Below are 13,318 nucleotides of genomic sequence, written 5' to 3'. Positions count from 1 at the left end.
ACGGCCATGTTCCTGACGATCGGATCCCTCAAGGGCTCCCCTGGGGCCACGACCGTCGCGGTCGGACTGACGGCGCTGTGGCCGGGCGGGCAGGCCGTGCTCGTCGAGGCGGACCCTGCGGGCGGTGACCTCGCGGCGCGCTTCGCCGGCACCGTCGACCCGGGCCTGACGACACTTGCCGCTGCCAGCCGCACCGGCACCCACACCAGCCTGGCCGACCACGCCCAGCAGCTCGCCGGGATCGGCGCGCACGCGGTCCTCGCCCCGCCCGGTGACACCGCCACCGCCGCGGCGACAGCCTTGGCGTCTGCGAGCCGGACCGTCCTCGCGCAAGCGGGGCATCCGGTGATCGCCGACGTCGGCCGTCTCACCCAGGGCGGCCCCGGCCTGGTCCTGGCGGCGGCGAGTGACCTGCTGCTGCTGGTGATCCGCCCGACCGTCGACGAGCAGGCGCAGCTCGCCGCGCGCCTGCCGTGGCTGATCGACTCCACCGCCGGACGCCTCGGCCTGGTCCTGTCGGGGGCTGGGCCCTACACCGCCCGGCAGATCTCCGACTCCTACGGCCTGCAGGTGCACGCGCACCTGTCCTGGCACGAGAACACCGCCGGTGTCCTGTCCGGCCGGACGACATCGCGATTCTGGCAGTCGATGCGCCTGGCCAAGCAGCTCGCCGCCCTCGCCGCGGACCTGGCCGCGCCCGCCGGCCGGCACGCCGCACCTCGGACGGGAGCGAGCCGATGACCGCGGCCCTCACCAACCCGGCCACGTCGTGGTCGGCGGGCACGGATCCGCTGACCACCGCGCTGCGCACCGAGGTCGCCCGCCGCGTCGCCGCGGCCGGCGTCGCCCCCAGCGGGCAGGAACGCGCCGAGCGCGTGCACACCGTCATCCAGGCCGTCCTCGACGAGCACGCCCAGCGCGAACTCGCCGGCGGACGGGCAGCTCTCGCCCCGCCGGTGGAGAAAGCCATCGCGCAGGCGATCGCCGACTCCCTCATCGGCATGGGCGGCCTCCAGCCACTCCTCGACGACGAATCGATCACCAACATCTTCATCAACGGCAGCACCGTGTGGGTGACCCGCGTCGACGGCCGTAAAGAACAGGTGCCGCCGGTCGCGGGCAGCTCGGAGGAGCTGATCGAGCTGATCCGCGACATCGCCGCCAGAGCCGGCACCGACGAACGCCGCTTCGACCGCGGCGTGCCGAAGGTGTCCGTTCGGCTGCCCGACGGATCCCGCATGTTCGCCACCATGCTCTCCCGCGAGCCCAGCGTGTCGATCCGCCGCCACACCCTCCTGCAGACGTCGCTGCAGCAGCTCGCCCACGACAAGGGCGTCATGCCCCCGGGCATGATCAGCTTGTTCTCGGCGATGGTGAAGGCGCGCAAGAACATCATCATCTGCGGCGGCACCAACAGCGGGAAGACGACTTTCCTGCGGGCGCTGGCCCGGGAGATCCCGCCGCACGAGCGGCTGATCACCATCGAGGACACCGACGAGCTCGCCCTCGACCAGGACCCCGACCACCCCGACTGCATCGCCCTGCAGGCCCGCGAGGCCAACATCGAAGGCGAAGGCGCCATCGACCAGGCCGAACTGGTGCGGTGGGGCCTGCGGATGAGCCCGGACCGGGTCATCCTCGGCGAGGCCCGCGGCGGCGAGGTCATCCCGCTGCTCAACGCCATGAGCCAGGGCAACGACGGCTCGCTGGCCACCATCCACACCTCCTCGTCGAAGCAGGCGTTCGTGCGGCTGCAGACGTATGCCGCCCAGGCCGTGGAGAGGTTGCCGTTCGAGGCGACCGCGCCGCTGATCGCCGGCGCGGTGCACTTCGTCGTGCACCTGGACTGGTCCGGCGACCGCCGCCGTGTCGTCTCCAGCATCCGCGAGGTGCTGCACCACGAAGGCGCCGACGTCATCTCCAACGAGCTGTTCAAGCCCGGCCTCGACCGCCGGGCCGTCCCCGCCGCACCGTTGCGCTCGGCGACGTTCGACGAGCTGGTCGCCGCCGGGTTCCGGCCCGAGCAGATCGAGGGGTGGTGACCATGGGCCCCCTCGCAGCGATCCTCGGCATCGGCGTCGCCGCAGGTGTCCTGCTGGTCGTCTCCGGCCTGCGCCGCCCCGCCGCCCCCGCCGAACGCGGCCCGGGGCTGGCGGAGCGTCTGCGGGCGCGCGGCCCGCTGCCGGTGGTCCGGCTCAGCGTCACCGGCGCGGTCGCGGTGCTAGTCGGCGTCGCTACCGGCTGGCCGGTCGCAGCTCTCCTCGCCGGTGTCGGCGCGTGGACGCTGCCGCGGGTCCTCGGCCCGGACCGGGCCGGCAAGACGCGGATGGCCCGGATGGAGGCGATCGCCTCGTGGTCAGAAGACCTAACCGGCACGCTGCGGGCCGGCGCGGGCATTGAGCAGGCGATCCTCACGACCGCGCTGATCGGCCCGCCGGAGATCCGCCTCGAGCTGGACCGGCTGGCTTTCGCGATCCGCACCGGCGTCCGCCTTCCCGAGGCCCTGCGCGGCTTCGCCGCTGACCTCGCCGACCCGACCGCCGACCTGGTCTGCAACGTGTTGCTGCAGGCGGCCCAGCATCAGGCCCGCGACATCGCCGCAGGACTGGAAGGCGTCGGGCAGGCCGCCCGCGACCAGGTGTCCGCCCGGCTGCGCATCGCGACCAAACGCGCCTCCACCCAGACGTCGACCCGGATCGTCATCGCCGTGGTGCTCGGCACCGTCCTGCTGATGTCGATCTTCGTCGGCGACTTCCTCAGCCCCTACGGCACCGTCCTCGGCCAGTTCGTCCTCGCTGTGGTGGGCGCCTGCTTCGGCGGCTGCCTGATGTGGATGGTCAAGGCCGGCCAGGTCACTGACCTGCCGCGCATCCTCACCCCCGAACCGGAGGTGACTGTCGGATGAGCATCCTTCTGCTGGGGCTCGGCTTCGGGCTCGGCGCGCTGCTGATCGCCTATGGGCTGTGGCCGGCCCGCCCGCCGCTGCTGACCGCGATCGCCGCGATCTACCGCGCCCCGGCCCCGCCCGCCAGCCGCAAGCGCCGCCTGGAGGAAAGCCTCGCAGCGCCGCTGACGCGCTTCGGGCTGCCCCGTAAGCAGACCATGACGGACCTGGCGATCTGCGAGCGCGACCCGATCGAGTACCTGGGCAGCCTCGCGTCGGTTGCGTTCATGGCGTTGCTGGCTCCCGCCGCGACCGTCGCGATCATGAACCTGATGGGCGCCGGCATCAGCTTCACGGTGCCGATCTGGCTCGGCGTGCTCCTGGCGGCCGTCGCGGTGTGGATCACCGAGTCGTCGCTGAAGGAGAAGGCCGAGGAACGCCGGCTGCTGATGCGCCACACCCTCGCCGCGCTCCTGGACGTCGTCCCCCCGGCCCTGGCCGCGGGCGCCGGTGTCGAGCAGGCGCTGATGGACTCCACCCGCATCTCCTCCGGCTGGGCGGCCCGCAGGCTCCGCAACGCCCTGGCCGCGGCCCGGGCGACCCGGACACCGCTGCACCAGGCTCTCGGCGATCTCGGGCGTGAGACCGGCGTGGTGCAGCTGGAGCAGCTCGCCTCCACGCTGCAGCTCGCCTCCGGCGAGGGCACCCGTATCCGCGCCGCCCTCACCCAGCGCGGCCATGCCCTGTCCGAACGCCTCGCCGCCGAATTGGAGGCCCGGGCGGAGTCGGCCTCGACCCGCATGTCGATCCCGCTCATGCTCCTGACTTCGGTGTTCCTGCTGTTCCTGATCTACCCCGGCATCGCCGGAATGCAGCCCTGAGACCCCGTGAACCGGAGCGAAGCGATGACCGACCTGACCACCACCAGCCGACACGGCATGCCCGCCGCCCGCGACGAGCCGCGATGGCACGACTGGCTGCTGATCCCCTTCGCCAGCACCGAGCGCCTGATGCTGCTGTGCGGCGTCCTCGGCGTCGTCACCGGCCTGGCGTACGCGCTCGGCTACGTAGTTCTCGGGTTCGACCCCTTCGGTTAGAACCCGACTGGGCAGCCGCCCACCCCGCAAGTGATCACACCCCTGAAGGAGACAATCCATGATCCACAACGTGCACGCGCGGCTGACCCTGGCCGCCGACGCCGCCGACCGCTGGGCCACCCTGCGCGACACCGACGACCAGGGCGCGGAGTCGATCCAGGTCGCCATCGGCATCGGCGCCGCCGCCGCCATCGCGCTCCTGCTGTTCGGCGCCTACAAGCTCGGCATCAAGGACCTGACCGAGAAGTGGTTCTTCGGCGACGGCAAGTAGAAAGCACACCGAGCCGATGCCCCGCAGCCTCAAGCCCCGACTCCCCGATCGCCGTGACGATCGGGGAGCAGCCAGCGTGGAGTTCGCGATCGCCGTACCCATGATCGTGATCATCTTGTCCGCGCTCACCCAGGGCGTGCTGTGGGGCATCGGCTACCTGGCGACCCAGTCGGCCGCCGACCGCGCCGCCCAGACCACCCGCGTCGTCGGCGGCAACCCCGCCGCCGGCCAGCACCAGGCCCGCGAACTCCTCGCCCAGCTCGGCGGCACAGCCGTCCGCGACCCGCAGGTCACCGTCACCCGCGGAGCTGTGGAGACCACCGTCGTCATCCACGGCACCGCCAAGGGCATCCCGCTGCCGATCGACGTGACCGTCGTGGTCCCGACCGAAAGGTTCGTGCCATGAACCGCCGCGAGGACCGGGGCGGAGTGTCGGTGGAGATGGCCATCGCCGTGCCGATGGTCGTGCTGATGCTGTTCCTGCTGATCGGCGGCTTCAACTACTCCCGGGGCCAGATCGCCGTCAGCTCCGCCGCCGGCTCCGCCGCCCGCGCCGCGTCCCTGCAGCGCAGCCCCGCCGGCGCGCAGGCCGCGGCGATCGCCTCCGCGCACGCCAACCTCGACTCCCGCTGCGCCCGCGTGACCGCCGCCGTGAACACCGGGTCCTTCCAGCGCGGCGGGCAGGTCGCCGTCACCGTCACCTGCACCGTCTCCACCCGGGGCCTCACCGGCGTCGGCCTCGGCGGCAGCCTCGACATCACCGCCTCTGCCACCAGCCCGCTCGACGTCTACCGCGGCGTCGCCCTCGGCCACAGGGAGGACCGATGAACACCCTCGCAGCCAACTGGGCGCGCTTCACCCCGGCCGAGCCGCCGGTCATCTGCAGCCACGGCTCCACCCCCCGCCCCAGTGCCGACCCGTCCTCGCTGTGCGCGCTCGACCTTCTCGACCCGCAGCTGTGGCCGGTCATGGAACTGGCCGAGGCACTGTGCGCCGACCAGTGGGCACACGCCCGCACCGACCGCCAGCGCTGGGAAGACGACCAGGTCACCAAGGCCCGCCGCCGCGTGCGCGCACGGAAACGGGCCCGGAAACCCGCCGTCGAAGAGCCGTGGCTACGTGAGGTCGACAGCGCCGAGCGGCGCCGCCGCAGCGGACTGTGGAAAGCCCGCTCCGAACGACGCAGCACGATCGCCCACCGGTGGCTGGCCGGGGTCGGGGTGACCGTCGTGCTGTGCGTGCTCGGCATGGCCGCCGTCGGCGCCGTGCACGTCCTGAACAGCTCGTGGCCGCGATGAGCAGGCTCGGGTTCTCCGGCCGGCTCAACGCCGGCCGCGCCAGCAACGGCGTCCTGCCCGGCGCTGATCCCGTACCGGAGGACGGATCCATGCCCCAGCCACCGAACACCGAGCGCCCGCACCTCGACGGGGCCGCTCGGCTGCTGCGCCCTGCGGCACCGGGGAGTTCCGACACAGGCGCGGTGAGCGTGACGATGGCCTACATCGGCATGATCGTGGTGCTGATGGTCGCGGTCCTCATCGGCGGCGGCAACGTTTTCGCCGCCCGGGCCCGCGGCTACGACGTGGCCGCCGAGGCCGCCCGCGCCGGAGCCCAGCAGATCGACCTTGCCGCCTACCGCTCCCACGGCACCCTGCTGCTCAACCCCGGCGCCGCGCAGCAAGCCGCCCGGCGCTACCTCGCCTCGGCGGGCGCTACCGGCACCGTCACCGTGACCGGCGCGACCGTCCAGGTCACCGCGACCAGCACCCAGCGCACACCGATGCTGTCGGCGTTCGGCAAATCCTCGATCCAGGTCACCTCGACCGCGTCGGCCAGCCCCACCACCGGAGGGACCCCGTGATGGCCCGCGACCCCTACCGCCGCAGCCCGCTCGCCGCCGTCGCCACCGGGCTACGGAGGCTCGCGGCGTTCGCGGCCGTTGTCGGCATGACCATCGGCGTCCCCGCCGGTCTCGTCACGTTCTTCGGCAACCCGCTGCCGGACGTGCCGGCCACCGCCTCAGGCTGGCAGGACCTGCTCACCGCAGGGTTCACCGACCAGACCGTCATCGGCCTGGCCGTCATCTGCCTGTGGCTGGTGTGGGCGGCCTGGTGCTACAGCCTGCTCGTCGAGACGATCGCGCTGCTGTCCGGCCGCACCCGCTCCCGCGCCTCGTTCTCACCGATGCGCGGCCTGGCCGCAGCCCTCATCGCAGGCGTCCTCGCCACCCCAGCCGCGGCGATGGCCGCCACCACCCCCGCACCGGCCGCAGCCGCCGTCGCGGTCGTCGCCGCACCCGAGCAAGCCCAGGCCGCAGGGCCCGCGTCGTTCGTGCTTCCCGGCACCTCTGTCGAGCAGGCCGAAGAGGCCGGCCCGCAGATGCAGCAGGCGGTCAGGGCGGATCTGCCGCGCTTCGCGGTAGCCGCGACAGCGGGCACCGTGACCGTCGACATCGCAGGCCAGCAGCACACCATCGCCGTCCAGGCCGGCGACACCCTATGGGGCATCGCCGAGAAATGCCTCGGCGACGGCCACCGCTACGGCGAGATCTACGAACTCAACAAGGACCGCTACGACGCCTCCGGGAGGATGCTCGGCGGCGAGCACATCGAGGCCGGCTGGGTCCTGACCCTGCCCGCCGACGCCGTCGCCCCCGGATCCACAGCAACCCCAGCTCCCGCGCCGGCCCCGCAGGCCGAGACGCCGCCTCCGCCGGTCGCTGACATTCCGGCCCCGCCGCCTGTTGTCACTCCGCCGGCGGTGACGCCGGGTTATCCACAGGGTGTGGACGGAGTCGTTCCTCTTCCCTCGGCCAGCCCGTCCGCGGCACCTGCGGCTGCGGCCACGCACGATGCGGAGTCACCGGCCAGCGCCGAGCACAAGCAGGACGACGGCAGGCCCGGCGTGACGCTGACGGGCAGCTCGTGGATGGACCTGGGACTGGCCGGCGCCGTCCTGGCCGCTGCGGCGGCGGTATGGGCGCACCGGCGCCGCCGCTACACCCCGCTCCCGCCTACCCCAACGGCACGCGACACTGACCCGGACCTGCGCCCGCTGCCCAAGACCGTCGGGCAGGTCCGCCGCGCCATGCTCGCCGGACCCAAACCCCTCGCCCTCACCACCAGCACCATGACCGCCGACACCGAGCGCCCTGCCGGCGAGGCGCAGCCGATGGCCGAGGTGGCTGTCGAGCGGCCGGTCACCCCGGCGCTGGACAGCGAGCAGACGTCCGCGTGGTCTCCGGCCGGCCTGGGCCTGGCCGGGCCCGGCGCGCACGCCGCCGCCCGCGGCCTGCTGGCGGCGACGCTGGCCAACGGCGACGTCGCTGACCCGCACCGCCACTCCCGGGTCGTCATCCCGGCCACGACCCTGGCCACATTGCTGGGTACCAGCGCCGTCGACATCGCCGGCACGTCGCGGCTGACGGTGGCCTCCGACCTCGACACGGCACTGGAGATCCTGGAGACCACGGCCCTGCACCGCAGCCGCCTGGTCTATGACCACGAAGCCGACGACGTCGCCGGCGTCCGGGCGGCCGACCCGGTTGAGGAGCCGATGCCGCCGGTCGTGCTGATCGCCGACGCCAGCGCCCCGCACGCCGCCGCGCGCCTGGCGGCCCTGCTCACCCAGGGCCGGCGTCTCGACCTGCACGGCATCCTGCTCGGCGACTGGCCGGCCGGGCACACCGTCACCGTCGCCGACGACGGCACCACCACCCGCCCCGACGGCCTCCCCGCCGACGGCAAGCACCCGGCTGACCTCGGCCGCCTGGCCGTCCTCGACGAGACCGAGACCGCCGACCTGCTGCGGATGCTGGCCGAGGCGACCACCGGCCAGCCCCAGCAGCACCCCGAGGCTGAGCCGGATCCGGCGGCCGAGCTGGGCCACGACGAGGAAAAGGCCGGCCTGGATGTGCCGCAGGCACCCGCAGACGACGACACGGCGGAGACGCCGGTCGAGCACGAGCCTGCCGCCGAGGTTCGCCGTGAGCCCCGCGTCGGCCAGCCGGCCCGCGTCCAGGTACTCGGCGGGTTCGACATCACACCCGGCATCGACCCGGTCCCCGACGGCGACAGCCTGCGCGCCAAGGCGAAGGAACTCCTCATTTACCTCGCCGCCAACAACGGCCGGGCCAGCAAGCAGACCCTGATCGAGGACCTGCTGCCCGATGCCAAGATCACCAGCGCTCATCACCGGCTCAACACGATCTCGTCGAACCTGCGCACGTACCTGCGGCGGCTCTGCGGGCCCGGCATGTACCTGGAACGCACCGCCCACCACTACCAGCTCCGCCGCGACGAACTCGACATCGACCTGCTCCACATGCGCGACGCACTCGCCGCCTACGCCAAGGCCGCAGACGACGCCGCCCGCGAGCAAGCGCTGCGCGAAGCGCTGTCCGCCTACGGCGGGCCCCTCGCCGACGGGCTCGACATCGACTGGATCGACCTCGACCGCACCAAGATCACCCGCCAGGCCCTCGACGCTCATATCGCCCTCGCCGAACTGCTCGCCACCACCAGCCCGGCCGAGGCCGCCGGGCTGCTCGACGCGGCGATCGCACTGGACCCGACGGCCGAGGACACCTACCGGCGCGCGATGCGCCAGCGGGCAGCCCTCGGCGAGGCGGACGCCGTGAGGGCGCTGCGCCGTGCGGTCACCGCGGCCCTGTCCGACATCGACGCCGACCCGGAGGAGGAGACCCTCAAACTCGCCGAGCGGCTCCTGGCGGGCCTGGCGTCCCGGACGCCTGCGACGCCATGAGCTCTGCCCAGGAGAAACCATCACGCACCATCCCCGACGGGGTGGCGAATACGGTCAGCGCTCTGCTGTGGCTGGCGTGGGCCGTGACTCCCGTGCTGCTGTTCTACGGCTGGGTGAGTGGCAACTCGCTGTTTGAATCGCTGGGCACCTCTGTCTCCGGCACTCACCGGGCTACGTCGCATGCGTTGTACACGGCCGCGTGGGTAACGGGTATCGGAGCGCCCGCCGCCGGCCTCGTCCTCGGCTTGTTCTGCCTGCCCCGGCGCCAGACCTACGCCTTCGCGTTCGCCTTGGCCGTCAGCGCCGGCATCGCGTTGTGCGGATGGTCGGCCACACGCGCCGACGACCCGGCGGCACCATCCGGCCCTTCGGGATGCGCTGTCCACAGTGGCGGCGGAAGCGCCACCTGCGGCGGTGGATGACATCCGGCTGCCCTGCACGGCCTGGCCGCCGACATCGGTCGTGAACGAGAAAAAGAGCCCCGCTTTTTGCGGGGCTCTTTTTCTCGTGGGCCTTCTGGTGGTCAGTACGAGATCTGGCGGAGCCAGTCGTGCACGGTGTCGATGTCGGCCCTCGTCAGTCCCTGATGTGGATCGACGCGCACCAGGAGGGTCGGCGCGATGGTGCCGTCGCGTTCGGCGGCCCAGCCGAACTCCCTGCCGCCGTAGGAATCGTCCAGCCACGCCGCAGGCCGGTCCCCGATCAGGTCTCTAATCGGGCCGATCTTGCCTGACCAGCCGAAGCGTGGCGCGCAGTCGGCGGGTACCTCCACGACCGGCATGTCGGGCAAGCCCAGCAGCGGGGCCAGGTGCTCGGCGGCGGCGTGGTTCCACGACGTGGCCCACACCAGCTCGGCACCAGTGCCGGCGAGTTCGCACAGCCACTGCCCGTGGAGCGGGTTGATCCACACCCCGCCCTCGCGGGTCGTGCCGTCCGGGCCGGTCAGCCGCAGCGTGTGCTCGATGAACCCAGCCTCAGCCATGCCCGGCGCGCCTGACCGCACCGCCGGGTTCAGAACCCCGTCCACGTCGACCAGGATGACCGGCCGGCCAGCATCACCCCGGCGGGGACGAGGCATAGGGTCCGCCGGACGCTCCGGCGTCTGGTCACCAGCCGGCGGGCTCTGGCCGCCTGGCGGATCGACTTCCACGAAGCCCCACAGGCGGCCCATGATCCGCAGGCTGTTGGTGGAGTACTGGTCGTAAAAGCCCCGGCACAGCGCTGGCTTGACCTCGGGGTGCTCGCCGTAGGGCAGCGTGGCGTGGCAAATGATGTAGCTCTCGTCGGCCAGGGCCTCGGCGACGAGGTTCTTGAGCCGGCCGTCGTCGAGCAGCATCAAGTTCCCGGGCCGGAAAATGCAGGTGGAGCACTTCTTGCTCAGCAGGCGCGTCTTGCACAGCTCGCGGTCGGCGACGCTGAACGCGCCGGGCGCGGCCGTGACGTCGGGATCGCCGAAGTCCTGCACGCCGCCCATCATCGCCTATCTCCGCTGTCCGGCGCCGGGCTGTCGGCTGTGCCGGCGGCAGGCGGCTGGGTGGCGGCCAGGGCTTTGTGCCCGAGCGGGGTGATGGTGAGGTGCCCGCCGGACAGGCCAGTGGGTGTGCGGTCGGTGAGGCCGGCGGCGACGAGCCGGCCGACGATCGCGGTGACCGACCGTCCGGCGAGGTAGTGGCTCCACGCTCCGCCGGGGCCGGGGCGTGCGGGACGGTGGGAAGTGACCTGCGGGCCGTCGTCTGCGGCGATGGCCGCCAGGACGGCCCGGTGGCTGGGTGCCAGGTGCATGAGTTCTCTCGCTTCGAGGTCGCGGGCGGACCGCGGCCTGGCAGCCTGCGGCCCGCCCTGGTGATGGCCGGTCAGGAGTAGTAGCTGGTGCCGAGAAGTCGTGTGAGTTCACCGAAGATGGCAAAGGCGACCTGCTCGATGCGCTGGCGTGCGTCGGCGAGCCGGTCGGGCACGGGCCGCCACCAGTCGTCCGGGCAGGTCCACAGCGGGGCCCAGCCGATGCCGGTGGTCAGGATCTCGGCGGTGGCGTGGCTGTCTGTGGCGCCTGCCGGCGACCAGTGGATGGTGACCCGCACGCACCGCCCGCCGATGCGGTGGTGCTCGAGGATGCGGTGCCAGTTGCCGGTGTGTGAGTACTCGCCGCGCAGGACCAGATGCTCTGGGCTGCCGTGACGGTCTGCGGTGTTCATCGCGGGCCTCAGGTGAGCGCGGTGTGCGCGTCGTTGAGGTCGGCGGCGACCATCTGCTGCAGGCCGGCGGCCTGGTCGAGGCTGCTGTAGACGGCATCGGCGGCGTGCCCGCTGAGGAGGTCGTCGGCGGCGGTGGCGAGCGCGGCGTAGATGTTCTTCAGCGCCATGGTGACGTCGACGTGGTGCCCGATCAGTTCGGTGACCGTGGCGGCGTCCGGCAGCGCGGTGCGGGGATCGCCGGCCAGGGCCTGCGCGAGGTGCCGGACAACGGTGACGGCGATCCGCGCACCGGCCCGGGTCAGGTCAGCGCTAGCGGCCGGGTGGGTGAACGCGGCGTCGATCGCGGTTTCCAGCGCGGCGAGCGCAACGGCGGGGCTGTTCTTCGGTGTCACTGGAGGTATTCCTCTCAAGAGAAAGAGACGCCCGCAGGCCAACGGCGCTGCGGGCGGGCTGACCACATCGGGAAGGCGCGCGCCCGAGCGGGGCGGGCCTTCCCGATGTGGGTCTATGCGGTGGTGGCGGCCAGGATGGTGCCGGCCGAGAAGGGCTCGACGTGGTAGGTGCAGGCGATGCCTTCCACAGCGCTGCGCGGATCGGGGTTGAGGACGCCGTAGAAGGCGACGATCTGCGTGACCGGCGATGCCGACTCCGGTAGCCGGACGTCCCAGACCCCGGTGGTGGCGAGGGACTGTCCGCCGACCAGCGCGGTGGCCGCCCCGTCGTTCTCGCGGCGCAGCAGGGCCCGGACGTGGTGGTCGGGGTGGGTGTACTGGAGCGCGCCGTCGTCGGTGATCTCCGGTTCGAAGTCCAGGTCCAGGAGTTCACGGACCAGGTCACCGAAGTGCCCGGCGAGTCCGGCGGGGTCGGTGTTGAACTGTTGGCAGGTAGAAGTCACGAGCTGGTTCTCCCGTGTTCGGCACCGCGGGCGCTGGCCTGCGATGCGGGCGGTTCCCGGGTTCGGGGTGCGCAGATGCAACCTCTGCTCCGGGGGTTGATCAAGTCAGCGGCGTTGGCCGCTGGGGCGGGTCAGCGGGAGAGGATGTTGACTTTCTCGCCGCCCAGCAGGGGCCGGTCCTCGGGTCCTTTGATGTGGGCGTTGACCCAGGTGCGGTAGGGCTCGCCGTCGCGGTTGGTGAGGCGTCGCCAGTGGCCTCTGACGACGAATCGCACCTGGTAGCGCCACTTCGGTTCCCCTCCGTGTGTGGTCGTGGAGCTGGAGCGGCGCAGCATCACGACCCGCGTGTCGTGGGTGATCGAGTCGCGTTCGGCGCGGCGGCGGGTGGCCTTGTCTGCGGGCGGGCGGGCGATCGTGGCGAGGGGTTGTTCCTGGATGCGCCAGAAGGCGTAGGCCACCGACAGGCAGATGCCGTGGCGGGAGCCTGCGTCCTGGATGACGAACCGGCCGTCGGGGGCTGCTTCCCACTCGTGGGTGCCGTCGCGGTGTGGTTGTTCGCTGCGTCCGCGGATCGGCGTGCCGATCGGCACGAGCGCGTGGTCGACGAGTATGTAGCGGCCGAGCTGGGCCAGGCGCTTGGGCTGCTTGCGGAACGTGGCCTTGAGTCTGGTGTTCTGCGGATCGCGAGCGTCGAAGCGGTCCGCCCAGCCGAAGATCGCCCACACGGCGTTGCCGTCGATGCCCACGCGCGCCCAGGTGATCGCGGCGAGGGAGTGCACGCTGCCGTCGACGCGGCGCACGTACAGCGGCTCGGGCAGGAACAGGGTGCCGAGGTCGCCGGGTGCGGTGTGGCCGGTGAGGGTGTCGCCGGTGAGGTCGAGGGCTTCGGCCGCGGCGGCGACGACTGCGGTCATGGCGGGCGCGATCAGGTACGGGGTGCCGTGCTGCCACGCGGCGCCGATCTGGCCGAGCAGGTGCTCGATGGCCTCGGTGCCGGGTTCGAGGCCGGTGCCGGCGTAGCGGGATTCGAGGTAGTAGGTCGCCAGGTCGCGGTTGATCTGGCGGGTGTGGGCCTGGGTCATGTCGGCCTTGGCGAGCACGGCCGTGCGGGCCAGCTCCGTCAGGCTCGAGGGGGTCTTGGAGAACTGCACGGTAGGTCGCTCCTGGTTGTCGAAAGGGGAACAGGGCCACCCCGGTGGTGCTGGGGTGGCCCTG

Annotated in this window: 18 protein-coding genes; 12 read left to right on the top strand and 6 right to left on the bottom strand. The window is 72.3% G+C overall.

What is annotated here, in order from left to right; genetic code table 11:
• Nucleotides 1-6 precede the first annotated feature (6 nt).
• The 12 genes from A3G1_RS0124130 (at nt 7) to A3G1_RS41215 (ending at nt 9,438) form a co-directional block, all read left to right on the top strand.
• Complete coding sequence (locus A3G1_RS0124130) at nt 7-741, top strand: hypothetical protein (RefSeq protein WP_018352070.1); 735 nt, start codon at nt 7-9, stop codon at nt 739-741.
• On the top strand, nt 738-2,042 hold the full coding sequence (locus A3G1_RS0124125; protein ID WP_018352069.1) for a TadA family conjugal transfer-associated ATPase: 1,305 nt from the start codon (nt 738-740) through the stop codon (nt 2,040-2,042). The genes A3G1_RS0124130 and A3G1_RS0124125 overlap by 4 nt, the downstream gene beginning before the upstream one ends.
• Nucleotides 2,043-2,044: 2 nt before the next feature.
• On the top strand, nt 2,045-2,905 hold the full coding sequence (locus A3G1_RS0124120; protein ID WP_026212457.1) for a type II secretion system F family protein: 861 nt from the start codon (nt 2,045-2,047) through the stop codon (nt 2,903-2,905).
• The gene (locus A3G1_RS0124115) at nt 2,902-3,765 is read left to right on the top strand and encodes a type II secretion system F family protein (protein WP_018352067.1); all 864 of its coding nucleotides are present in this window, start codon (nt 2,902-2,904) and stop codon (nt 3,763-3,765) included. The genes A3G1_RS0124120 and A3G1_RS0124115 overlap by 4 nt, the downstream gene beginning before the upstream one ends.
• A gap of 24 nt (nt 3,766-3,789) precedes the next feature.
• Nucleotides 3,790-3,981: a hypothetical protein gene (locus A3G1_RS0124110; protein WP_157641360.1), complete on the top strand. Its 192-nt coding sequence runs from the start codon at nt 3,790-3,792 to the stop codon at nt 3,979-3,981.
• Between the two features lie 58 nt (nt 3,982-4,039).
• The gene (locus A3G1_RS0124105) at nt 4,040-4,252 is read left to right on the top strand and encodes a hypothetical protein (RefSeq protein WP_018352065.1); all 213 of its coding nucleotides are present in this window, start codon (nt 4,040-4,042) and stop codon (nt 4,250-4,252) included.
• Nucleotides 4,253-4,328: 76 nt separating this feature from the next.
• A complete protein-coding gene (locus A3G1_RS36585; protein WP_018352064.1) occupies nt 4,329-4,658 on the top strand; it encodes a hypothetical protein in 330 nt (109 codons plus the stop codon).
• The gene (locus A3G1_RS0124095) at nt 4,655-5,080 is read left to right on the top strand and encodes a TadE/TadG family type IV pilus assembly protein (RefSeq protein ID WP_018352063.1); all 426 of its coding nucleotides are present in this window, start codon (nt 4,655-4,657) and stop codon (nt 5,078-5,080) included. Before A3G1_RS36585 ends, A3G1_RS0124095 begins: the two co-directional genes overlap by 4 nt.
• A complete protein-coding gene (locus tag A3G1_RS0124090) occupies nt 5,077-5,550 on the top strand; it encodes a hypothetical protein (protein WP_018352062.1) in 474 nt (157 codons plus the stop codon). Before A3G1_RS0124095 ends, A3G1_RS0124090 begins: the two co-directional genes overlap by 4 nt.
• Nucleotides 5,547-6,113 carry a hypothetical protein gene (locus A3G1_RS40160; protein ID WP_157641359.1) on the top strand — a complete coding sequence of 189 codons (567 nt, stop codon included), beginning with the start codon at nt 5,547-5,549 and terminating at the stop codon, nt 6,111-6,113. Before A3G1_RS0124090 ends, A3G1_RS40160 begins: the two co-directional genes overlap by 4 nt.
• Complete coding sequence (locus A3G1_RS0124080) at nt 6,113-9,016, top strand: LysM peptidoglycan-binding domain-containing protein (protein WP_018352060.1); 2,904 nt, start codon at nt 6,113-6,115, stop codon at nt 9,014-9,016. Before A3G1_RS40160 ends, A3G1_RS0124080 begins: the two co-directional genes overlap by 1 nt.
• Nucleotides 9,017-9,057: 41 nt before the next feature.
• A complete protein-coding gene (locus tag A3G1_RS41215; protein ID WP_018352059.1) occupies nt 9,058-9,438 on the top strand; it encodes a hypothetical protein in 381 nt (126 codons plus the stop codon).
• A gap of 101 nt (nt 9,439-9,539) precedes the next feature.
• Here A3G1_RS41215 and A3G1_RS41210 read toward each other — a convergent pair whose 3' ends face one another.
• The 6 genes from A3G1_RS41210 to A3G1_RS36570 form a co-directional block, all read right to left on the bottom strand.
• On the bottom strand, nt 9,540-10,481 hold the full coding sequence (locus tag A3G1_RS41210; RefSeq protein WP_245563583.1) for an HAD domain-containing protein: 942 nt from the start codon (nt 10,479-10,481) through the stop codon (nt 9,540-9,542).
• Nucleotides 10,482-10,489: 8 nt separating this feature from the next.
• Complete coding sequence (locus tag A3G1_RS0124060; RefSeq protein ID WP_018352057.1) at nt 10,490-10,798, bottom strand: hypothetical protein; 309 nt, start codon at nt 10,796-10,798, stop codon at nt 10,490-10,492.
• 71 nt (nt 10,799-10,869) lie between these two features.
• Complete coding sequence (locus tag A3G1_RS0124055) at nt 10,870-11,208, bottom strand: hypothetical protein (protein ID WP_018352056.1); 339 nt, start codon at nt 11,206-11,208, stop codon at nt 10,870-10,872.
• Nucleotides 11,209-11,216: 8 nt separating this feature from the next.
• Nucleotides 11,217-11,600: a hypothetical protein gene (locus tag A3G1_RS0124050; protein ID WP_018352055.1), complete on the bottom strand. Its 384-nt coding sequence runs from the start codon at nt 11,598-11,600 to the stop codon at nt 11,217-11,219.
• A 113-nt stretch (nt 11,601-11,713) separates the two neighbouring features.
• Nucleotides 11,714-12,103, bottom strand: a complete 390-nt coding sequence (locus tag A3G1_RS0124045) for a hypothetical protein (RefSeq protein WP_018352054.1) — start codon at nt 12,101-12,103, stop codon at nt 11,714-11,716.
• 131 nt (nt 12,104-12,234) lie between these two features.
• The gene (locus A3G1_RS36570) at nt 12,235-13,254 is read right to left on the bottom strand and encodes a hypothetical protein (protein WP_018352053.1); all 1,020 of its coding nucleotides are present in this window, start codon (nt 13,252-13,254) and stop codon (nt 12,235-12,237) included.
• Between the last annotated feature and the right edge of the window lie 64 nt (nt 13,255-13,318).

Source organism: Longispora albida DSM 44784 (assembly GCF_000379825.1).
Classification (GTDB): Bacteria; Actinomycetota; Actinomycetes; order Mycobacteriales; family Micromonosporaceae; genus Longispora; species Longispora albida.
Note: the sequence above shows the minus strand (reverse complement) of the source record. Positions and strands in the feature narration are given on the sequence as shown.